Source organism: Nocardia huaxiensis, assembly GCF_013744875.1.
Lineage (GTDB): Bacteria > Actinomycetota > Actinomycetes > Mycobacteriales > Mycobacteriaceae > Nocardia > Nocardia huaxiensis.
In genome coordinates, this window is record NZ_CP059399.1 from 5,150,907 (window position 1) to 5,172,363 (window position 21,457).

Sequence of the window (21,457 nt, forward strand, 5' to 3'; positions counted from 1 at the left end):
CAAAGGGGCGCGATGAGTAGTTTCACGGATCGGCTGTTAGCGACAGGGCAGCAGTCGAAGGCAGCATTCATTTCTTCGAGTGGTGCGCGGGTGTTCACCAGCAAGACGTGGATCGATGTCCACGCGGAGGCGCGCGGGGCCGCGGCGGTGCTGCGCGAGCGGGGCATCGGCCCCGGGCAGGTGGTGGCCGTGCTGGCCGGATCGCCCGCCGAGGTCGCGCCGATCGTGCAGGCGATCTGGCTGCGCGGAGCCGCCGTCACCATGCTTCACCAGCCAACTCCCCGAACGGATCTGGTCGAGTGGATGGCCGGGACGGTGCGTACCATCGCCATGATCCAGGCGGGTCTGGTGGTCGTCGGCGCACCGTTCGAGGCGGCGTCCGCGCACCTGAGCGCGGCGGGCGTCAGCCATGTCGCGACCGCCGAATTGGTCGCCGGCGGTGGCGATCCGGAGGCCGGTGATTCCTGTATCCGGCACGGCGCGGAACATGATTTGGCACTGCTGCAATTGACGAGCGGTTCAACAGGAATTCCCAAGGCAATTCCCATTACCCACGAATCGCTGTATCAGAACTTGCGGAATACTGAACCGTTGCTTGATACCGGGCGGGCCGACACGGTAATGGTCAGCTGGCTTCCGCTGTTTCACGATATGGGCATGGTCGGATTTCTCAGTTCATCGATGACACTGGGCTATTCCTTGGTCAAGGCGACGCCGTCGGATTTCATGTCGGCACCCCGGGTCTGGGCCGAAATGCTGTCCGACCATGCCGGAACGCATACGGCCGCGCCCAATTTCGCCTACGACATTCTCGCCCGCACCCTGCAACGCGCCGAGGACGGCGCCTACGACCTCTCGTCGGTGCGCTGCATGCTCAATGGCGCCGAACCGGTGAGCCCGGCGACCATGCACCGGGTCGGCGCCGAAGGCCGCCGCTTCGGGCTCCCGGCCGGTGCGGGTTCACCATGCTATGGCATGGCTGAGGCGACCCTGGTCGTCTCGTGCAGCGCTCCCGGGCGCGGCACGGTGGTCGATCGCATCGACCCGGACGCCCTGGAGAACTCGCGGCGCGCGGTGCCCGACGCGACACCCGGAAATAGGGCGCTGCCCACCCTGGGCCGGATCATCGACGGCATCGAAGCGAAAATTGTGGGGGCACAGGGCAAGACGCTCGGCGTCCGGGAAGTCGGCGACCTTCATCTGCGCGGGGTATCGATTACGAAGAACTACATCACCGTCGACGGCATCCAGCCGGCGCTCGATAATGCGGGCTGGCTCGACACCGGCGATCGCGCGTATTTCACCGAGGACGGCCAACTGGTCGTGTGCGGTCGCAGCAAGGACCTCATCATCATCGGCGGCCGCAATATCTTTCCCACCGATATCGAACGCTCGCTGAGCACCCTGCCCACCGCCCGCGCGGGCGGCATCGCAGCGGTGCCCATCCAAAAAGACAATGGCGCAGAAGGATTCGCGGTGCTGCTGGAATCGGCCGACCATTCCGACAGCGCCGCGCGCACCGCCCTGGAGAACGCCGCGCGCGAGCGCGTCATCGCGACGATCGACGCGCGGCCCCTGCTGGTCATGGTGCTGCCGCCGGGAGCGCTGCCGAAAACCTCCTCGGGCAAGATCCGCCGCCTCGAGGCCGCCAAGCTCGTGCCGGAGCTGCTGTGATCACCGAAGGCGAGACCATGCCGCACACCCCACTCGACGCCGACGAAACCCTCGACGCCGCACGCAGATTCCGCGATCAGCTCGAAACCCGCGGCGTGGGCGCGGTGGTCGCGGGCGTGTTCGCCGAGTTTCGGCGGGCGATCAGCGAACAGCTGCTGGGCGCGACCGCCAACGCCACCGTCGCCCTGGATGCCGAACTCACCGGCGGGCTCTTCGGCACCACCGTCACGGCGGCCCTCAGCGAGCGGACCGGGCGACGCCGGGTGAGCGGTCACGCGCACCGGATTCCCGGGACGCCCGACTGCGAGGCTATCCACCTGGCCGTCACCGATGCCGAACGCACCACCCTGATCACCATCGGCACCGATGAGCCCGGTCTCCGGCTGACCCCGGTGGAAACCGGCGGTCTCGCCGAATTCCCGCTCATGGATGCGGTATTCGACAACTGCGGCTACACCGAGGGCCCGGCCTTCGAAGCGAACCGCCGACCGGAGTGGCTGACCGCCCTCATCGACCACACCCGCCTCGTGCTGTGCGGGGTGGCGCTGGACTGTGTGGACCGCATGGTGCGCGAAACCCTGGATCACAGCGTGCGCCGGCCGATGGGCGGCGCCCGGCTCATCGATCAGCAGGCCGTCCGGCATCGGCTCGGCGATATCGCGGGGCGGCGGCAGGTGCTCGACACCGTCGCCCGGCGGCGGCCCGGGCCGGTCTCGGCCGCGCACCTCGCGCTGCTCACCACCGCCCTGCTGCCCGAAGCGATGAACGACTGCGCGCAGTTCCACGGTGGCCGCGGAATTCTGTGGCAGTACCCGATCGCCGCGCACTACCACCGGGCGCTCGGGCTCACCGCGCTCATCGGCAGACGGGATCTGCTTGTGCGCCAGATTGTTTCGGAGCGCTACGCCGAACCCGACAGCACCTGCGACCCCGAACTCGAGCAGTTCCGCGCCTATGTGCGCGGATTCGTCGACACCGAGATCGCCCCGGACCATCGCGAGTGGGAGGACGACGGTGAACTGCCCCGTTCGGTGTTCGAGGGCCTCGCCCGCGCCGGACTGACCGGCATCATGATTCCGGCCGAATTCGGCGGGGCCGGAGCGACGCTGCGGCACACGCAGGTGCTCACCGAGGAGTTCCTGCGCTACCCGACCATGTCGGTGCTCACCAGCCTGGCCGTGCAGTCGCACACCGTGCTGCCGCTGCTGGCGAAGCTGGGCACCCCCGAGCAGCGCACGCGGTACCTGACCCCGTCCCTGGCGGGCGAGCTCATCTCGGGCATCGCCATCACCGATCCGGCGGGGGGATCGGATCTGGTGCGCTCAGTCCAGCTCACCGCCCGCCGCGACGGCGACGACTGGATTCTGGACGGCGAGAAGCTCTTGATCACCAACAGCCCGATCGCCGACTTCCTCGTGGTGCTGGCCCGCACGGACCCGGCCCGCGGACCCCTCGGCATGACGCTGTTCGTCGTGGACACCACCACACCCGGCTTCGAGGTCGCGGCCACCCTGGACAAGGCGGCCCTGCGGTCCTCGCCGACCGGCTGGTTGCGATTCACCGACTGCCGCGTGCCCGATGCTGCCGTACTCGGCGCGGTCGGCGACGGCTACCGGCAGGTTTCGGCCATGCTCGCCCAGGAGCGACTGCTCGCCGCGGCCTGTTCGGCGGCGATTGCCCGCCAATGCCTTTCGACCGCCTGGCGACTGCACGGCAACCGACTGTCGGCGGTGCCGGACTCGGCCGCTGAGGATCTCGCGCAGACCGCCGTCGTGTCGGCCTTCGTCAGCGACCTGGTGGCACGCCACCGCACCGGCGACCTCGACGACGGCGAAGTCGCACTGGCGAAATACACCGCCCCCGACCTCGCCCAGCGCGTGATCCGCCACTGCGCCGCCCTCACCGACGGCGGCGCGTTCCCCGACGACGACTACCTCACCGCGTCCCACGCCGACATCCGAGTCCCGGCGCTCGGGGCCGGCAGCTCGGAAACCATGCGCGAGATGTACACCGCCCGGCTGCTCGTCGGCCGCGGCCTGCGCACCCCCCACCCCACGCCCGAATTCGATGCGGGCCCGCAACACAGAAGGAACTGAACCATGGAAACCGACAACAAATCCGAAGCGGCCCTGCGCGTCCTCCGCGAGGCCCTCGACAGCATGCTCAGCCCCCAGGAACGCCAGCAAATCGACCTCAGCGCAATCGATCCGGACACCTCCCTGCGCTCCCTACCCCTGGACTCGATGACCATGATCGAACTGCTGGACCGCCTCAACAGCGCGTTCGCCTCGAACCTGCAACCCGACCACCTCTACACCTCCACGACGGTGGGGGACGTCATCCGCGCGATGGACTGACGAACGCGGCTGGCCGCCGCCGGTTCCGGCTGCGACACTTGATCTGTGACCAGTCGCGTTCGCGAACGCACACTCGAACGGTTGGTTCGGGTGGCGGCGGCCGATCTCGGGACGGCCGAGCTGATCGACGAGGCCGGGGCCCTGCTGGCCGCGGCGCTACCCCACGATGCGGGGTGCTGGCACACCACGGACCCCGGCAGCATGATCGAAACCGGCTATCGGGCGCACCATATGCCGCCCCCGGATGCGGCGGTGGCCCGATTCGCCTATCTGCCCGACGACTACAACTCCTTCGCCCGGCTGGCCGCCGGGAGGCCGCACAGCGGTGTGCTCAGCGAGCTCACCGGCGGGCAGCTCAGTCGCAGCGTTCGATATCGAGAACTACTGCGTCCCAACAACATCACCGGTGAACTACGCATCGCGTTGCTCGCCGGCGGCGACTGCTGGGGCAATGTCTCGCTGTTTCGGGAGTCCCCGCGCGACTTCACCCCGGACGAACGAGACTTCGCCGACCAGCTCTCCGGTGTGCTCGGCGGCGGGCTGCGCCAGGCCGGGGTGCGGGCGCGGTGCGCACCGGACAGCGAAACCCGGTGGCCGGGCGTGCTCGTACTCGACGGGGCGGGGGAGATCGCGACCATGTCCGAGCCCGCCCGCTCGTGGCTGGCCGAACTCGGTGCGCGCGAAGGCGAGGCGCTGCCGTTCGCACTGATCGCCCTGGCCGAGCGAGCCCGGACCGACCGCGACGCCTGGGCGCGGGTGCGGGCCGACGGCGGCCGCTGGATCTCGCTGCACGCCTCCGCCACCGGCGACCAGGTGGCATTCGTGCTGCAGGAGGCCCATCCTGGCGCCATCGCGCCGCTGCTGTACGCGGCGTTCGCCTTCACCACCCGGGAACGTGAGATCGCCGACCTCGTCGTCCAAGGCTGCAGCACCGCTGCGATCGCCGAACGACTGTTCATCTCACCATTGACCGTCCAAACCGATCTGACCTCGATCTTCGCCAAGACCGGCCGGCGCAGCAGGCGACAGCTCACCGGGCTTCTCACCGGTGCTCCGGACGCCGGAAATACGAGAAATCTGGGATAGGCCACGGCACCCGCGTTTCGTAGCGTCGCAGGGACAGGTCCGCAGTGGGCGGGTCCACGGGTGGGAGGCCGAGTCCGATGACTGTAGAAGCGAATACCAGCGGCGGCGTCGCCGTATTGAACGTGCTCGATCCGGCCTTCCGGCCGGACTCGCCGGAGGTGATCGCCGCCCGCGCCGCGAACTGGTACGCCCGCACGCCGATCGGCTTCGCGATCCTGCGGCATCGGCAGGCCGTCGACTTCCTGGCCGACCGGCGGTTCCGCTGGGGCGGAGTCGAATCCCTTGCCGCACAGGGCATTACCGGTGGTCCGGCGGTCGAATGGATCGGATCGGTGCTGCCGAGCATCGAGGGAGCCGACCACGCACGCCTGCGGCGGCTGGTGAGCCGGGCATTCACCCGCGCGGCGGTGGACCGGCTGCGGCCGGTCATGCGCGCGGTCGCCGAGGAGCTGGCCGAACCGCTCGCGCGGGCCGGGGAATGCGAGTTCATGTCCGCCTTCGCCGACCGGTACCCCGCGCGAATCCTGGCCGAGCTGCTGGGCATTCCGCCCGAACAGCGCGAGAATTTCCGCCGCCTGCCCCAGGAGATCGGGCTGATCTTCACCGTCTCGGCGGCCGCGCATCTGGATCGCATCGAGACCGCCATCCACACCCTGAACGACGGCATCGACGCACTGCTGGAACAGCGCCGCCGCACACCCGGCGACGACCTGCTCACCGAACTCCTCGCCGCCGAGGACGCGGGCGACCGGCTGTCGCCCGTCGAACTGCGAAATATGGTGAGCGCGCTGCTCTTCGCCGGTCAGGACACCACCCGCCAACAGCTCGGACTGGCCGTGCAGCTGTTCGCGGACCATCTCGGCCAGTGGCGCATGCTGGCCGCTGATCCCGCCCTCGCGCCGCGCGCGGTCGAGGAAATCATGCGGGTCGCCCCGGGCGTCAACACCATCTGGCGGGTCTGCGACGAGACCGTCGACTTCGAAGACCTCACCATTCCGGCGGGCAGCTTCGTCAATATCCTCTCCAATGCCGCGCATACCGACCCCGCCGCCTTCGGAGAGGCCGAATTCGACATCACCGCAGCACGATCCGCCGCCCAGCTCACCTTCGGCGGCGGCATCCACTACTGCCTCGGCGCACCCCTGGCCCGCGCCGAAATCGCCGAAGCCCTGCCGATTCTGGCCCGTACGCTGCCGCATCCCGTCGCGGCCGGGCCCGCGCTGCCCGGCCCCACCCTCGGCCCCACCGGACCGCTCACCCTGCCGCTGCGGTTCCTCGCACCGTGACGGGACGGCGCAAATCCGGCCCGCCGAACGGATCGTCTTCCGCAGGTCCACGGCGTCGCCGGGGGAGCCCGCCCGGCCGTAGCCGGCCGGTGGCGACGATCCAGGCCGCCACGACACCGAGCGGCACGGCCATCACGACGGTGACCATGGTGTCTCCCAGCTGCTCGGCGAGCAGCAGGCCGACGAGCAGTGAGAGCACCATATTGTTCCCGGCGTGGGCGAGGCTCGCCGCCCAGATGGTGCGGGCGCGCAGGTACAGCCAGGCCAGAATGACTTCCTGGAACAGGAACGACAGGGTCCAGATCGCCAGGCCCGCAACAATATTGCCGAAGTGGATGTAGCCGAGAAGGGCCAGCGGATAGTGCCAGAGGGCCCACACCAGCCCGGTGGCCGTCACCGATGCCAGCGGGCGGTCGGGGAACAATCGCAGGCGCAGGTATCCGGTCCAGCCGAACTCCTCGCCCCAGTAGACCGGTGTCAGCACGACCACCACCACGAGTAGCGCGGGGACGGTCACGGCCAGTGGCGGCCACGAATCCGGCTCGGAGGCAGCCGAATCCGGCCGCCACAGTCCCATCGCCGCGGCCACACCCACGCTGGCGGCGACGAGCAGCAGCGGACCCCACCACGCCAGCAGATAGGTACGCCAACTCGCCCGCCACCGCGGCGCGAGCCCGGCATCGGCGAAACCCTCGCCCGTCACCCAGCGCCGGACGACCACCGCCGCAACGGCCGGGGCGAACGCCATCGGCAACTGCACCACCGGATTGATCACCGACCAGCCGCACCACACGATCGCCACCGCCAACCACAGCCACGACGCCCCGAACGCGATCGCCAGAAACACCGCCACCCCGAGCGGATTCGCGATGACGCTGTGCCGCTGTTCTTCTCGACCATTCATACCAGCCGATTCCAGCGGATCGGGGCCGTACGAGCAGCGGTGCGGGCACCCGAATCCGGGGTGTGGGGGACTACACCGCCCCGGTGCCGGGGTCCAGCAGGATCCGCGGGCCGGAACCCTCCGCGGCGAGGGCGTCGCTCGGGTTCAGCAGGTAGCAGCGGCGCAGGGACAGGCAGCCGCAGCCGATGCACCCGGTGAGTTCCCGCTGCAGGTGCTCGATTTCGCGGCGGCGCGCCTCGAGATGGTCGCTCCAGCGCCGGGAGATGCGATCCCAATCGCGTTTGCCGGGCATGCGGTCCTCGGGCAGGGTCGCGAAGACCTCCGCGACCTCCGCCAGCGGAATGCCCAGACGCTTGGCGAACAGGATCAGCGAGAGCCGGCGCAGCACATGGCGGGGATAGCGGCGCTGATTGCCCGCGGTGCGGGTGGAGGCGATCAGACCCTGGTCCTCGTAGAAGCGGACCGCGGAGGTCGCGACGCCCGCACGGTGGGCGAGTTCGCCGATGGTCAGCAGATCGGTCGGTGCCTGTCCCATGCCGTCCATCTTGACTTCAACAGAACTTGAAGTTCTAGCGTGTCGAGCTGTGACTGTTCCCTCATCGAAATCCTCAGCGGCGCAGGCCGATGTGACCGCCGCCGGTACCGGCGACGCCACGGGCAGCTGGTCCGAGCTGTTCGCGCCGCGACACGCGGCGGCCGTGTCGATCCTGGCCGGCGGCGTCGCGCTCTACGCCATGAACCTGTACTTCACCGCGGCGCTCATGCCCTCGATCGTCGACGACATCGGCGGCGAACGGTACTACGCGTGGGTGGCCACCGGATTCCTCATGGCCGCCGTCATCGCCTCCATGCTGGTCAGCCGATTCCTCGGCGCATGGGGTGCGGCCACGGCCTACCTCACCGGATTCCTGGTGTTCGCGGCGGGCGCGGGCATCAACGCGGTGAGCCCCACCATGGAGGTGCTCATCGTGGGGCGCGTGATCCAGGGCTTCGGTGGCGGACTGCTCGCCGGGCTCGGCTACGCCGTCATCAGAACGGCACTGCCGCAACGGCTCTGGGGTCGCGCGGCCGGACTCGTCTCCGCCATGTGGGGCGTGGGGACGCTGATCGGACCCGCGCTGGGCGGGGTCTTCGCCGAACTCGGGGCCTGGCGGTGGGCCTACGGGTTACTGCTCGGCATCGCGCTGGTGCTGGCCGCCCTCACCCGGCGGGCCCTGCCGCGCGGCGGCACCACGGCCGAACGAACGCCCGTCCCCGTGCTCGGACTGGTTTCGCTGACGCTGGCAGCGGCCGCGTTCAGCGTCAGTTCCGCTGTGGCGCCCGGTATTTCGACAGCCATCGCGCTGGCGGCGGGCATCGTCCTCCTGGCCGCGTTCCTGACGATCGAGGTGCGCGCAACGGTGAGCGTGCTGCCGAAATTCACCTACACCCGCGGAAACTCCCTCAAATGGGTCTACCTCACCGTGGCCGCCCTGTGCGCGGGCGTGATGGTGGAGAACTTCGTGCCGCTGTTCGGCCAGCGGCTGGGTGGTCTGAGCCCCGTCGTGGCGGGCCTGCTCGGTGCGGCCCTGTCCGTGGGCTGGGTTGTCGCCCAGGTCTTCAGCGTCAACCTGGGACCCGGCCACGCCCGCCGCGCCATCCGGACATCCCCGTTGCTGCTCACCGCCGGACTGGCCGCCTATGGCCTGCTGCAGACCGGCCGAGCCCCCGGCATCGTCGTAATGCTGTGGGCAGCAGTGCTTTTCCTCGCCGGAATGGGCATCGGCCTGGCCTTCCCGCACCTGAGCGTCGCAGCCATGAGCAGCACGGCCGACCCCGCCGAAGGCGCGAAAGCCGCGGCGGCCCTCAACACCACCCAGCTCATCGCCTACGCCGTATCCTCCGCCCTCGCGGGCACCCTCATGCGCCTGGGCGACACCTCGCCGGTCTCCTCGGCGCGCTTCATGATCCTGGGCGTCGCCGTGCTCACCGCCGCGGGCATGGCCACCGCACTGCTCGCCACGCGCCGCGCGGGACGTTAGGCTCAAGGCGTCTCAGACAATCTGCGCTGCTGGGGTTTCGAGGATGGGTGACACGATGACAGGCACACAGGACCGGGAACTCGATATCGTCGTCTTCGGGGCGACCGGATTCACCGGCGGGCTCACCACCGAATACCTGGCCGAACACGCCCCCGCCGGACTGCGCGTCGGCCTGGCCGGACGCAACCCGGCCAAGCTGGCCGAGGTCCGAACGCGCCTCGGTGGCCGGGCAGGCGCGTGGCCCCTCCTCGTCGCCGACACCACCGACCCGGAATCCCTTGCGGCCCTGGCCCGCCGGACCAAGGTCGTGATCACCACCGTCGGCCCCTACACCGAATACGGGATGCCGCTGGTCCAGGCCTGCGTGGAAGCCGGCACCGATTACTGCGACCTCACCGGCGAACCGCAGTTCGCGCGCCGCAGCGCCGACGCCTTCCACAAGCAGGCCACCGACACCGGCGCCCGCATCGTGCACAGCTGCGGATTCGATTCCATCCCTTCGGATTTGAGCGTGCACGCCCTCTACGAGCAGGCCGTCGCCGACGGCGCGGGCGAGCTCACCGACACCACCCTGGTGCTGCGCTCGCTGTTCGGCGGCGCCAGCGGCGGCACCCTGGCCTCCGGATTCGCCGCCGCCCGGGAAATGACCATCGACCCCGATGTCGCGCGCATCATGGCCGACCCCTACGCATTGAGCCCGCAGCGCGCCCAGGAACCCGAGCGCGGAGCCGTGCGCGACGGCCACGCCACCCGCGCCTCGGCGATCGACCCGTCACTGCGCCGCGGCTGGGCCACCACCTTCTTCATGGGCCCCTACAACACGCGAATCGTGCGGCGCAGCAACGCTATGCGCGACTGGGCCTACGGCCGCGAATTCCGCTACCGGGAAATGCAGCTGCTGCCGCTGGGCCCGTTGTCCCCGGTCGTCTCGACCGCGGTCGCCACCGGCATCAACGTCACCCTGGGCCTGCTGCCCGCGCTGCGTCTGGTCCCCACCTCAGTCGTCGACCTGGCCCGCCGTCTGATGCCCCTGCGCCCCGGCATGGGACCGACCCGCGCCATGCGCGAACGCGGCTTCTTCCGGCTCGAAACCTTCACCACCACAACGACCGGACGCCGCTACAGCGTGCGCTTCGCCATGCAGGGCGACCCGGGTTACGCCGCCACCTCCTGCATGCTCGGCGAATCCGGCATCACCCTGGCACTCGGCGCGGGCCTGTCCCCGCACGGCGGCGTCCTCACCCCCGCGGTGGCCATGGGCACCGCCCTCACCGAACGACTGCGTGCCGCCGGAGCGACCATAGAAATCCTCAGGACGCCATGACGGGACCGGCCGAAGGGGAGTCGCGCGCAGGCAATCTTCGGGAGTAGTTGTCGCACTGGGAGTTTCCAGCGTTAGCGACTGCGATGCCCCCAAAAGTGGGGTTGATTGCTTGCGCTAATGATCGCTGGCCCGCCGCCGACGCACAGGCATGAGCACAACACACAGCCCCGCCCGCACGTCGTCGATGCTCCTGCGCGCCGGCCTGGTCGCCGCCTCGGCCGCGGCCGCCCTGGTCGGCGTCACCGTCCCCGCCACCGCCCTCCCCAGTGATCAGGCCACCATCTTCTCCACCACGGTCACGCGCATTCCCGGCCCCAGCTGCGCCGCCATCATCAACGCCACGGTCGTACCCCAGCAGCAGTCCGGCCAGTTCGGCATCCGAGTCCGCATCACCCAGGACGGCGAATTCTGCAGCCGGTACCGCGTAGCCGTGCGCTGGCGCAACCTCGACACCGGATACAGCGACGGCCAGTCCCACCAGGTCAACGAGCGCGGCGAGATCCAACAGGCCCCCGACGGCGTCATCACCGGCTTCGGCATGGCCCCGGGCGCCGGTCGCGTGGAAGCGTCGATCGTCACCCTGTACGACGACGGCTCGCAGCGAGAGCTCGAACACATCAGCGGCACAGCGAGTTTCACCCTCGGCTGACCGCTCCACCCGGTCTCGCCCGCCCGTACGGCCCTCGCACCAGCGCGAAGGTGTACCTGATCGCGAATCGTGCGGTACCGAAGCGTGGTAGAGCCGGCAGCGAATCCGGTAGCCGAGACGGCGGCAGATGGCACAGCCGCGCGCCGAAGCCCGAGTGCGGCGTTCCCGCTCCTTGCCCGCCCTCATGTCAACCATCGTGCGGCAGCGGCGGTTCGGTCGCCGCTGCCGCGTATCCACTACTTATCCGCCGCTTACCGGCCCGGTCAGGCGCCCGCGGCCTGGCAGCGGGCGTTCCAGGCGGTGGGCAGGTCGTCGGAAAGCACTGGTGCGCCGAGGACTGCATCGTCGAAGCCGAATGCGTCCAACAGGTTCGGGACGTAGTCGGCGAGGGTGGCGATGGCTTGGCGGAGCTGCTGTTGGATCGTGCGGATCGCGTCGATGTCGAGCAGGTGATGGGTGAGGTACCAGGTGGCGTGCTGGTTGAGGTAGGTCAGGGCGAACACGTCACGGACAGCGGCGATTTCGGGGTGGTGGGGAGCGATCTGGTGGAGCAGTTGCAGGGCCTCCTCGGCACAGTAGGCTTCGGCGAGGGCGAGGGCGTCGGGGATGATCGCCAGCCGGGACTCGAGCTCGGGTGAGGTCAGGTAGTGCTGGGCCTCCCGCACGATCGTGAGCGTGCGGGCATTGAACAGCGCCATGCGGTCGCCGAGGTCGGCCGGGTCGTGGATACCGGCCTCGGGCGGCTGCTTCCCGGCGAGGTGTTTGGCCAGGACGCGGCCGGCCACGGAACCCAGGACGTGGCAGTCGCCCTCACCGGTGATGGCGGCATGGCAGACACCGATGTAGTCGGCGACGCGGTTGGCGCTGAACATGCCCTGGGCGGCCATTTTCAAGCGGCTGTTGGTAACCGTCTGCAGGGCGTGCGGCTGAATGTAGTGCTTGGCCAGCATGACCGAGACGACGGTGTCGCGCTCGGTGAGATCGCTGCCCGCCAGTGAGGTCTTGACCGCATTGCCGTAGATCGTGCGGGCAATGGTCCCGGCCAGGTCGGTGAGCAGCGTGTCGCGCACGTGCGGGATCTCGGCCATGAGCGGGGTGTCGACGGGGGTGAGCGGCACGGTCCGCTTGGCGGCGTAGCGCAGTGCGATATAGAGGGACGCGCGGGCGGTGGCGTTCAGACAGGACGAGAGAGCAAGCCGGCCGACGGTGAGCTGGCTGATGGCCGAGGCGAATCCGCGCCTGCGGCTGCTCTCGTCCTTCCACGTCAGCACGCCGTCGTCGTCGATGGTGGCCAGATCATTGCTCAGCCAGGCATCGCGTTCGACCCGCAGGCCGTCGAAGGCGATGACCGAGTTGTCCATGATCACCAGCGGCTGGTGGTCGAGCTGGGTGATGCTCACCCCCGGTGCGGGTTCGCCGTCGGTGCCGCGTAGTCGTGCCGTGAACAGGTGCACCCCTTGATCGACACCGGCCGAGTCGATGAAGCGGGCGCCGACGACACAGACCCGCGACACCGGAATGCCCACGCTGGGCATGAATTTGCGTGCCCGCGGGTTGGGAGTGTTGATCACGAACCCGTCGCCGTCCCAGGTCGCGGTGGTCTGCATGAACTGGATATTGGAGCCGCAGCCGTACTCGGTCAGCAGCATGACGCCGATGGCGGCGCCGTCATCGAGATCGTGCAGATACGGTGCGGCGGAATCGGAATCGGTGAGGGTGGCCAGGCTGCCGGAGGCCAGGTTGTAGTGGCCGGAGATCAGCGGGATGAGATCGGTCGCCAGCACCGCCGACCAGTCGAACACCGCGAACAGCGCGGGCAGATCGGTCGCGATGTCACGCGTGCTGCCGATCTCCTTGACCAGGTACCGCAAATGGTCGTAGGCGTTCTGCCGCCGCTGTTCCTGGCTCTGCTTCTCGGTGACGAAGTAGTCCGGGTTGGTCAGTACCTGCTGTAACTTCTGGTGAAAGTCGTTGCTGCCGTGGCGAAGTACGTCTGCCAGCGATGTTTCCCGGGGGTACCCGTGCGTATCCATTACCGCCTCCTACTCATTGGCGAACCCGCCGAAGGGATGCTCGGCGAGTGTTGATTGTGTTGTCACGGAAGAGGTCTCGTAGCCGATGGGTGACGGCCGACGAGTGTCGCTGGTGTCCTACAGCGCGGGAAACGCGTGCGGAGCGGGCCGGAAAACCACGGGCAACTCCGTCAGCGCGCGATGGAACGGGCCGGGGCGCCAAACCAGATCCGATTCGGCGACAGCCAGTTTCACCTCCGGGAGGAAATCCAGAAGCTGATCGATGACATCCTGTGCGAGCAGGACCCCGTACGGCCGCGCATGCGCGGGACACGCGTGATCGCCGGAGCTGAACGCCAGGTTCCACCCGTTGTCGAGGGAATTGCCCGGCGCCAGTTCCGGATCGGTATTGCAGGCAGCCATGCTGATCACCACCGGCTGATGCGCGGGCAACCACACGCCGTCGACCAGCGTGGGCTGCCGCGGATAGGTGATGCAGTAGTTCGCCATCGGCGGGTCGGTGGCCAGCCGCTCGTCGAGGGCATTCCTGGTCGGCAGCGACATTCCGTGCTCGGTGCTGGTGAAGCGCGGGTCGGTCATGATCAGAAGCAAGGTGTTGGCGATCAGGTTCACCGGCGGTTCGACACCCGCGGCGAACAACAGCACGAGCTGATGCACCATCTCCTCGTCGGTGAGGCCGGCCGGATGCTGGACCAGGCGCGTGACGACATCGTCCGCGGGCTGCTCGCGCTTGAGCGCCGTCAGATCGAGCAGGGCCTCGCCCATCTGCGCGTTCACCGTCGCGGTGTCCACACCGTCGAACATGGCTGCGCTGGCGGCCGCGACCCGGGCTCCGATCTCCGGTGGGCAGCCGAGGATCTGGCAGAACACCGAGAAGACCATCGGCAGGGCGTACTGGCTCAGCAGATCGGCATGCCCGTCCTCGCAGAACGCGTTGACCACGTCGACGGCCGAATGTTCCACCATCGAGCGCACCGCGTTCAGGTTGATCCCGGCCAGAGCGTCGGTCAATGTTCTGCGGTAGCGGGCATGTTCGGCGCCGCTGGTGCGAATCGCATTGGGCCGGTACTCGATCATCGGCATGATCGGGATCCCAGGCGGCGCGGTCCGCTGCCAGATGCTCGGATCGGCCGGAAAGTGACTGGAGTCGTTGAGAATACGCACCGCGGTCGCGTATTTGATCACCAACGTGGCGGGCACCCCGGGCCAGATGTCGACCGGCACCAGCGACCCGTAGGACGTGCGCATACGACGGTAGTGCCCGTGTGGATCCGCGGCGAATTCCGCACTGTACAGGGGGATTCGAGGACCGATCTCCTCGATCGACGAAATCGAGCTGGAGCTGGCACCCTGACGCGCGTCGTGCGGATACACCTTTGTCTCCTTGAAATCGGCTGCGGCAGAATGTTACCCAAGACATAGCGGTATGTGCGCTCCGGAGGTGAACGCTGACCGGGTAGCGGCCGATAACCGCTGCTGCGCAACCCTTCCGGTGAGTCGGACGCTCGCTGCCGCTCGATGACGTCGGGCGAATCGCAGGCCAACCCGCTCTCCGGGTCCGCGCTGTGCGATCTCGGCCATGCGGGGTGCACAATCCGAGATCGCGGAGTACTCTCATCCCGTGACCGAATTGCGTTACAGCAAACCAGTTTTGGGGCTCGTGTACGCTACCGGCAAATCGGGTGGAGGGGTGTGCCCGCTCAGGGGCGGGCATGGATCTGGCAACCGCGCTCGATGAGCGTTTGCCATGAAGCAGCCAACCACCCCTGAACGGCACATTTGGTGAAAGATTCCGCTGCCCCGCAGCGTTCGTGCCCTCACCACATCCGGGAGCCCCGTTCATGACGTCCGCCGCACCCTCCGACACCGCACCTGCGGAAACGCGCGTGCACGACAACCGAACCCGAGAGACGGCCGGCGGGATGCCGCACGCTCCGGCCTTCCCCGCCGACCCCCGCCGGGCCTACGACGACCTGCGCCGCCTGCACCCCTCCCTGGTCACTGTGGAAGTGGCGGAGGGAATTCCGGCGACCCTGGTCATCGGCTACCGGGCGGCGCTGCGGATCCTCAGCGATCCCGACCACTTCCCGTCCGACCCGCGCGCCTGGCAATCCGCCGCGCCCGCGCGCCGCCCCATCCTGCCGATCCTGGAATGGTTCCTGATCGACACCGAAACCAGCAGGCCGCAGCATCTTTCGTCCCGCGCCGCGCACACCGCCGGACTGAACGCCATCGACCTGCATCACCTGCGGCGCGTCGTCGAATCCACCGCGGTCGTGCTGATCAACAACTTCTGCGAAGCCGGCGCCGCGGATCTGCTCACCCAGTACGCCATCCCACTCACCGTGCACGTGATCAACACCCTGCTCGGGCTGCCCCCGGACATCAGCGACCGCATGATCACCGCCATGGCCGAACTGCGTGAGCCCGCCGCCGCCACGCCCCCGGAGCTGCACCACCAGCACCTGCGCGGCGCGATCACCGAAGTGGTGGCCGCCAAACGCGCCAGACCGGCCGGCGACCTGATCTCCGCGCTGACCACCCACCCCGCCGGTCTGACCGATGCCGAGATCACCGCACAGATCGAGGTGTCCTACGCCCGCGGCACCGAGCCCACCTGGAACCTCATCGCGAACACACTGCTGCTCATGATGACCGACCAGCGCTTCCACGGCCTGTTCATCAGCGGCTCCCTCTCCACCCGCGACGCCATCGACGAGGTCCTGTTCACCGACCCGCCCCTGGCCGGCTCCTGCGCGCGCTTCCCACGCCAACCCCAGGTCATCGACGGCGTGCTGTTACCCGCCGACCATCCCGTGATCATCAGCTCCACCGCCGGCAACAACGACCCCGAACTCGGCGGACACCGAGTCGGCAACCGCGCACACCTCGCCTGGGGCGCCGGCCCGCACTCCTGCCCGGCCCAATCAACGGTCCTGCTGATCGTCCAGGAAGCCCTCGACCAACTCCTCGACGCCCTCCCCGACATCCAACTGGCCATCCCCGCCGACCGAATCCGCTGGCGCCCCGGCGCTTTCCACCGCGCACCAGAAGCGGTGCCGGTCACCTTCCCGCCCGCCCCGCCCCTGTCGATTCCGTAGCGAATCGTGCCCTTCTCCGGCGTCGACCGGGGCGGTGCGCGCCTTCCCGGTGCGCTCAGCCGGCGCGAAGTGCCTCCAATTCGCGAACCAGCTCCGAGGCGGTGACGGGATCGAGGGCGTTCGGATCGGTGTCGATCAGGTCGACGCCTGTGACGATGTGGGCCGAATACCGCATCAGATCGCGCCATTCGAGGCTCGGCGAAATCCGCAGCTGGATGGAACCGCCGGTGCGCAGCGGCCGCACCATGCGGTCGATGGCGCCGTCGGAGGATGCTCGTATCCACCCTCGGTGCGCCAGTGCCAGCAACCGGCCCGGTGAGGTTTCGAGACCATGGTATTCGCTCAGGTCCGTCGCGAACGAGGAGGAGTCCGGTGTCCAGAATGTCCGGTCGAGCTGTGAAAACGGCTGCAGCACGGCGTATTCCGTGAAGATCGTCGCCCACCCGGCGACGGCGGCGCCCAGCTGCAGCGGATGGGCGATGCCGATCTCGGCGTCGTCGGCTAGGTCGAGAACATCGTCCTCGACGTCGGCGAAGGTGAGATCTTCCGCGATTCGGAAGGACTGTCGCAGGGTGCCGTCGCTGCCGTAGGCGCCCCACACCAGTCGCCGGGCGAGCTGGCGCAGCATCGGATGGTCGACGAACAGCTCGCGGTGCGCGAGCGGCGACCAGCGCCGACTCTCGACCATGGCCTGCTCCAGGCGGCGAATCTGTTCCCGGGCAACCTTCTTCGCGCCCACACGCAATGCGGTGAACTGATCATAGGAGGCGGTGGCGACGGCCCGGTCGTCCTGCGCGGTGGGTTTGGGCAGAGTCTTGCGGCGCGGGCCCGCGGCCCAGGATCCGTCGGCTGCGCGGCGGCCGTCGAAGACAACGGGTTCGAGGCGTTCATCGAGATCGATGACGAACCCGCGCGATCCGTAGTCAAGGATGAGCCGGCCATCCTTGCCCAGACCGAAACTCGGGATCGCGCGATCGGCCAGTTCGTCCGTCGTCAGGTGGCGCTGCTCGGCGACGGCATCGAGCTTGGCGCGCACGGCCTTCCGGAATCCGCGCTGTCTCGTGCGCGAGGCGATGTCGCGCAGGTGCCCGAGCGCTGCCGGTGTGCCGATATCGGCCAGCACGTCGAGACCGGTGACCGCACGGGCCGCCGCCGACTGCCGCGGCCATTGCAGGATCAGCGGGACCAGCAGCCGCGCGGCCTCGTCGTCACCGAACAAGCCCACAGCGCGCAATGTCCAGATTCCGCCCGCCGGGTATTCGGCGAACACCCAGGACTGGAACAGGCCCCAGGCGAAGCCGGCCAGCGACATCGGATCGAGAAAGGCCGAAAGCTGCTCGATCGCGGTGGGATCCGGGTTGCGTCTGGCCAGCACAGCGCACACGACTTCCACGGCCGACGGTGGCAGGGCTCGCGCGGTATCGCTCGTCAGCAATGGCGGTAACACCGGCAGCAGCAACCAGGGCGGCACCGCTGCCGGTTTCCGGCGCGGCCGCAACAACTCCGGCAACTCCGCCGATTCGACAATCGGCGGATCGGGTAGCCGCACACCGAATTCCGCCGCCAGGTCCGGGTGCTGCCAGGCATGTATCCGCAGTAGCGTGTCCACCGCCGAAGACCGCACGGCCTCGGTCGACAACAACCGCATGCGCCGGCGCGGGAAACGGTGTGCCGCGGCCATCGCCGCCGTCGGAACTCCGTATCGGTCCAGGTTTTGCAGCAGCAGCCGGAACGCTTCGTCGGTGGGCAGATGCGACAGAATGTCGGCCAAGTCGCACGTTCGCTCCCGCGTCCAGTGGGTGACGTGATCCACGAAGCCCACGGCGGCAATCGTTTCCGCCGCCGCGGGGCCGACGCGAGAGGCCACGCCAAGGTATTCCGCCGTGGTCACACCAGCACGATTACCGGGCCGCAAACCCGCGATGAAGGCTTTCAGCTGGGGCGCGGTCGTGACGGCTGTAGCGAGGAGCGCGTACAGGGTGTGAACCCAGTAGTCGTCGGCCACCGGTGCGCCGATATCGGCAGTGACCCAGGACTGTTCGGTCGGAGCCAGGTAGCTCGAGGCTATGCGGACCGGCAGTGTCCCGGTGGCCGAGCGTATTTCGCCGAGCCGCGCGACAGCGTCGCGGTAGTCGTCGTCGGTGGCGGCGACCAGGTGCTCGCGTGCCCGCTGCAAGGCCGCCATCGAATAGAAGTGGTAGAAGTGCCGGCCGACCGACCACGGTGTCAGGTCGTACCCGCGGCCACCCGGTACGTCGCGGTACGAGCGAGTCATCGTGGTCGCGATGAGTGCGGCCTCGGCGGCGAACACCACACCGTGCCGGGCCACCCACGCGTCGACCGTCATGGACCAGAAGTCGGCCCTGCCGGTACGCCCTCGGCACTCGGTCACGACCGCCAGCGCAGCCGCCCCGAGCGGCGTCGCCGATGCCGAACCGGCCAACGCGGCCGTCCCCGACTCGACCGAGGCCGTCGGCCATGAGGCCGCCAGCGCATGATGCAACGAATCCCGTTCGGCCGCAATCACAGTGTCATACAGTTCGACGGCGCTCGGATCGGGCGTGAAGGGTCGATACGGTGGAAACCCGCGCACCGGAAGCGCCACCCCACGCCAGGCCGCGGGAACCTCCCAGACCTCCTCGTCGAGATCGCCACGCTCATGCACAGTCCTACTGGCCACCGGTCCCCCTCGGGTTCTACGAAACTCCCGGTATTCAAGCAAACGAGACCGACACCCGACCCAGCCGAATAGGTTGATCGGCCGATGCCGGGGATCTCTCGCGGGGCCAGTGTGGGTGGGGACCGGTACCGGCCCGATCCGATAGGGGTGCAATGATTCTCGCCGCCGGGCGGCCCGTCGGACGGCTCGCGCTCGACCGGCGGCCGGGGGACCTGTTGTGAGCAGGCGTATGAGCGATTTGACGCCGCATGCTTCCGCGCGGCACAGATTCGGCGCGGAGGTGCGCAGGCGACGGATTCAGCGGGGGATGTCGCAGGCCGAGTTGGGGCGCAGGATTCTGCACAGTGCTTCGACGGTCGCCAAAGTCGAGACCGCGCAGCGGTGGCCGAGCCGGGACTTCGCCGAGCACAGCGATTCGGTTCTCGAGACCGGCGGGGAACTCGTGCGGCTGTGGCATCAGGCGCAGCTGGAGCGCACCGGTCAGCAGGCCGGTCCGCCGCGGTCGGGGGTGGAGCGGCATCTGGTGGAGAACCATCCGGAGATCGAACCGTTCACCGAGCTGCTGTCCAGGCTGGTCGTGATCTGGATGGACCTGCGCGGCACCGAAACCTGGCCCGGCGTCCGGGCTCTGATCATCGCCCGGCTCGATGCTGCCCTGTGCTTCGAGCCGGAGTATTAACAGGAATTCGAAAAGGTCCAAATCGTGTACAGCACTGCGTTTTTGGACAGAGATCGCTGTCCGTTTCGGGATATTGCAGCGGGCCGGTGAGCCACGTTGAATCGATTGCGGAAGCGAAATCCGTTCACTTCCTGCGAAAGTCCGCACAATTGATTGCACGAATTGGAGACAGAAATGGCGAAGAAGAGCTGCCCCGGCGACGGCTGCTACGGCAAGGGCGTCAAGGGTGAGGATGACGGCGGGGAATTCAACCCTGAATTCTGGCAGCCGGACACCATCCGGATCCTGCTCGAGGATCTCGACCGAATGCTGGCCTGCGCCAGCGTGTAACAAGATCGGGTAGGCGGTCCGCAGGGCCGTCGCCCCCGAATCGGGAGCAGTAGCGTGTCGAAGGACAGAATTTCTCGGAGCAGGCTGGCGCTGTGGTTCGCCTGGCCGGCGATCACGGGCGAATTCGGCCCGGCCGAACCATTCGAGAACGGTAGGGACCTGGTGATCGAGCCGCCATGGCCCGAGCCGGACGATTCGATCCACGACCTTCGTGGAGAATTCATCCAGTCTGTCCGGCGCGCGGTCGGGGACAGTGCGGGAATCGCCGTGCAATTGTCCGGCGGGCTCGATTCCCTCGCTGTTCTCGCCACGGTGATCGCGGAATTCGGTGCGGAACGCCGCATTTCCGCGATCACGATCGAGATGATCGATGACCGCGGGCGATCGAACGTGCCGATCGTCACCGGCCTGCTCGAGGCGCTCGCGGCACCCTGCGAGCTGTACACCGCCGACCTGGCGCGCACACCCGCCGGACGGCCGGAATGGGATGCGGCGGGGCCTCGGCTCGACGCGCTGCCCGAAGCCAACCGGGTGGCCGTCGAGCTGGCGCACGCCGCCGGTGCCACGGTGCTGCTCAGTGGTGACGGCGCGGACGAACTGCTCGGCAGCCCGCAGTTTCTGACGCCCGACCTCTTCGGCAGGGGAGAAGGGCGGCATCTGCCGCGCTACTGGGGAGGCCACCGGGGACAACACCATTCGGTCGCCACGCTCGAATTGCTCGCGCTCGCAGCGGATCAGATGTCCCCGCGCCGCCGCGCCATGCTCTATCTCGCGTGCGCGTGGCCCGACCTGTGCACGCGAAGAACGCACGAATTCCTGACCGCCGGCTACCGCGGTGCGGTCGACGAGTGGACAACCGCCTGGGTCCGCTCCCTGATCGACCTGCACGCGACGAATCATGCCGCATTCGGCCCGATGGAAGCCTGGAGCGACCTCTATCCACATCAGCGTTTGCGGACGCCGGGACTCATTCCCAAGCGCGACCCCTTTCTCGATCCGGAATTCGTAGAGCGAGCGATGCGGCTGCCATTGCGGCGCCGGTACGACCCCGCCTGCCCGCACCGCTACTGGCGCCGAAAGTCCCAGGTACTCAAACTCATTCCGGCGCGGCTCCGGCCGTCCCTGCCGACGACCAAACAGATATTCAGTCGCGCGATCCTGAACCGCATCGACAGACCATTCGTCGCCGAGAACCTGATCGAGAGCGGCATCCTCGAACCGGATCACTCCAAGCGCGCATCGAACGCCCTGATCGCATTGCGCGTCATGGAAGTCGAACAGTGGCTGACCGAAGCCCTGGAGCGCGGTTACCGCGTCACCGACTGAATCCACG

Annotated in this window: 17 protein-coding genes; 12 read left to right on the forward strand and 5 right to left on the reverse strand. The window is 68.3% G+C overall.

Going from position 1 to position 21,457, the window contains the following annotated elements; all coding sequences use genetic code 11:
- The first annotated feature begins 12 nt into the window (after positions 1-12).
- The 5 genes from H0264_RS23145 (at position 13) to H0264_RS23165 (ending at position 6,403) form a co-directional block, all read left to right on the forward strand.
- The gene (locus H0264_RS23145; protein WP_181579487.1) at positions 13-1,674 is read left to right on the forward strand and encodes a long-chain-fatty-acid--CoA ligase; all 1,662 of its coding nucleotides are present in this window, start codon (positions 13-15) and stop codon (positions 1,672-1,674) included.
- On the forward strand, positions 1,671-3,770 hold the full coding sequence (locus H0264_RS23150; RefSeq protein ID WP_181579488.1) for an acyl-CoA dehydrogenase family protein: 2,100 nt from the start codon (positions 1,671-1,673) through the stop codon (positions 3,768-3,770). The genes H0264_RS23145 and H0264_RS23150 overlap by 4 nt, the downstream gene beginning before the upstream one ends.
- 3 nt (positions 3,771-3,773) lie before the next feature.
- A complete protein-coding gene (locus tag H0264_RS23155; protein WP_181579489.1) occupies positions 3,774-4,031 on the forward strand; it encodes an acyl carrier protein in 258 nt (85 codons plus the stop codon).
- A gap of 45 nt (positions 4,032-4,076) precedes the next feature.
- Complete coding sequence (locus tag H0264_RS23160; protein WP_181579490.1) at positions 4,077-5,117, forward strand: helix-turn-helix transcriptional regulator; 1,041 nt, start codon at positions 4,077-4,079, stop codon at positions 5,115-5,117.
- A gap of 77 nt (positions 5,118-5,194) precedes the next feature.
- Entirely contained in the window at positions 5,195-6,403 is a 1,209-nt protein-coding gene (locus tag H0264_RS23165) for a cytochrome P450 (RefSeq protein WP_181579491.1), read from the forward strand.
- Here the strand turns inward: H0264_RS23165 and H0264_RS23170 are convergent.
- Together H0264_RS23170 and soxR are read right to left on the reverse strand one after the other, a co-directional pair.
- Positions 6,372-7,307 carry a CPBP family intramembrane glutamic endopeptidase gene (locus H0264_RS23170; protein ID WP_220139820.1) on the reverse strand — a complete coding sequence of 312 codons (936 nt, stop codon included), beginning with the start codon at positions 7,305-7,307 and terminating at the stop codon, positions 6,372-6,374. The genes H0264_RS23165 and H0264_RS23170 overlap by 32 nt on opposite strands.
- Positions 7,308-7,377: 70 nt before the next feature.
- Positions 7,378-7,842 carry a redox-sensitive transcriptional activator SoxR gene (soxR, locus tag H0264_RS23175; protein ID WP_181579492.1) on the reverse strand — a complete coding sequence of 155 codons (465 nt, stop codon included), beginning with the start codon at positions 7,840-7,842 and terminating at the stop codon, positions 7,378-7,380.
- 49 nt (positions 7,843-7,891) lie between these two features.
- Between soxR and H0264_RS23180 the strand changes: the two genes are divergently transcribed.
- The 3 genes from H0264_RS23180 (at position 7,892) to H0264_RS23190 (ending at position 11,301) form a co-directional block, all read left to right on the forward strand.
- Complete coding sequence (locus H0264_RS23180; RefSeq protein WP_244975918.1) at positions 7,892-9,328, forward strand: MFS transporter; 1,437 nt, start codon at positions 7,892-7,894, stop codon at positions 9,326-9,328.
- Between the two features lie 55 nt (positions 9,329-9,383).
- Complete coding sequence (locus tag H0264_RS23185; RefSeq protein ID WP_181579494.1) at positions 9,384-10,652, forward strand: saccharopine dehydrogenase family protein; 1,269 nt, start codon at positions 9,384-9,386, stop codon at positions 10,650-10,652.
- Positions 10,653-10,800: 148 nt separating this feature from the next.
- Positions 10,801-11,301: a hypothetical protein gene (locus H0264_RS23190; protein ID WP_244975919.1), complete on the forward strand. Its 501-nt coding sequence runs from the start codon at positions 10,801-10,803 to the stop codon at positions 11,299-11,301.
- Positions 11,302-11,564: 263 nt separating this feature from the next.
- Here H0264_RS23190 and H0264_RS23195 read toward each other — a convergent pair whose 3' ends face one another.
- Together H0264_RS23195 and H0264_RS23200 are read right to left on the reverse strand one after the other, a co-directional pair.
- Positions 11,565-13,334: an acyl-CoA dehydrogenase gene (locus H0264_RS23195; RefSeq protein ID WP_181579495.1), complete on the reverse strand. Its 1,770-nt coding sequence runs from the start codon at positions 13,332-13,334 to the stop codon at positions 11,565-11,567.
- A gap of 117 nt (positions 13,335-13,451) precedes the next feature.
- On the reverse strand, positions 13,452-14,708 hold the full coding sequence (locus H0264_RS23200; RefSeq protein WP_231085556.1) for a cytochrome P450: 1,257 nt from the start codon (positions 14,706-14,708) through the stop codon (positions 13,452-13,454).
- A gap of 467 nt (positions 14,709-15,175) precedes the next feature.
- Between H0264_RS23200 and H0264_RS23205 the strand changes: the two genes are divergently transcribed.
- The gene (locus H0264_RS23205) at positions 15,176-16,435 is read left to right on the forward strand and encodes a cytochrome P450 (protein ID WP_231085555.1); all 1,260 of its coding nucleotides are present in this window, start codon (positions 15,176-15,178) and stop codon (positions 16,433-16,435) included.
- A gap of 55 nt (positions 16,436-16,490) precedes the next feature.
- Here H0264_RS23205 and H0264_RS23210 read toward each other — a convergent pair whose 3' ends face one another.
- Positions 16,491-19,115: a DUF4132 domain-containing protein gene (locus H0264_RS23210; RefSeq protein ID WP_181579496.1), complete on the reverse strand. Its 2,625-nt coding sequence runs from the start codon at positions 19,113-19,115 to the stop codon at positions 16,491-16,493.
- A gap of 229 nt (positions 19,116-19,344) precedes the next feature.
- On the opposite strand from H0264_RS23210, the gene H0264_RS23215 reads away from it, so the two are divergent.
- From H0264_RS23215 to H0264_RS23225, 3 genes are all read left to right on the forward strand, one after another.
- A complete protein-coding gene (locus H0264_RS23215; RefSeq protein ID WP_181579497.1) occupies positions 19,345-19,794 on the forward strand; it encodes a helix-turn-helix domain-containing protein in 450 nt (149 codons plus the stop codon).
- A gap of 174 nt (positions 19,795-19,968) precedes the next feature.
- Positions 19,969-20,124 (forward strand): lariocidin/triculamin family lasso peptide core domain, encoded by a 156-nt coding sequence (locus tag H0264_RS23220; protein WP_181579498.1) that lies wholly within the window; start codon positions 19,969-19,971, stop codon positions 20,122-20,124.
- A 54-nt stretch (positions 20,125-20,178) separates the two neighbouring features.
- Positions 20,179-21,450: an asparagine synthase-related protein gene (locus tag H0264_RS23225; protein WP_181579499.1), complete on the forward strand. Its 1,272-nt coding sequence runs from the start codon at positions 20,179-20,181 to the stop codon at positions 21,448-21,450.
- Positions 21,451-21,457: the final 7 nt, after the last annotated feature.

Bases quoted from the DNA above. Each gene is read 5' to 3' on its own strand.
- H0264_RS23145 (WP_181579487.1), top strand. From the start codon at position 13: ATGAGTAGTTTCACGGATCGGCTGTTAGCGACAGGGCAGCAGTCGAAG.
- H0264_RS23155 (WP_181579489.1), top strand. From the start codon at position 3,774: ATGGAAACCGACAACAAATCCGAAGCGGCCCTGCGCGTCCTCCGCGAG.
- H0264_RS23165 (WP_181579491.1), top strand. From the start codon at position 5,195: ATGACTGTAGAAGCGAATACCAGCGGCGGCGTCGCCGTATTGAACGTG.
- H0264_RS23170 (WP_220139820.1), bottom strand. From the start codon at position 7,307: ATGAATGGTCGAGAAGAACAGCGGCACAGCGTCATCGCGAATCCGCTC.
- soxR (WP_181579492.1), bottom strand. From the start codon at position 7,842: ATGGGACAGGCACCGACCGATCTGCTGACCATCGGCGAACTCGCCCAC.
- H0264_RS23185 (WP_181579494.1), top strand. From the start codon at position 9,384: ATGACAGGCACACAGGACCGGGAACTCGATATCGTCGTCTTCGGGGCG.
- H0264_RS23190 (WP_244975919.1), top strand. From the start codon at position 10,801: ATGAGCACAACACACAGCCCCGCCCGCACGTCGTCGATGCTCCTGCGC.
- H0264_RS23195 (WP_181579495.1), bottom strand. From the start codon at position 13,334: ATGGATACGCACGGGTACCCCCGGGAAACATCGCTGGCAGACGTACTT.
- H0264_RS23205 (WP_231085555.1), top strand. From the start codon at position 15,176: ATGACGTCCGCCGCACCCTCCGACACCGCACCTGCGGAAACGCGCGTG.
- H0264_RS23215 (WP_181579497.1), top strand. From the start codon at position 19,345: ATGAGCGATTTGACGCCGCATGCTTCCGCGCGGCACAGATTCGGCGCG.
- H0264_RS23220 (WP_181579498.1), top strand. From the start codon at position 19,969: ATGGCGAAGAAGAGCTGCCCCGGCGACGGCTGCTACGGCAAGGGCGTC.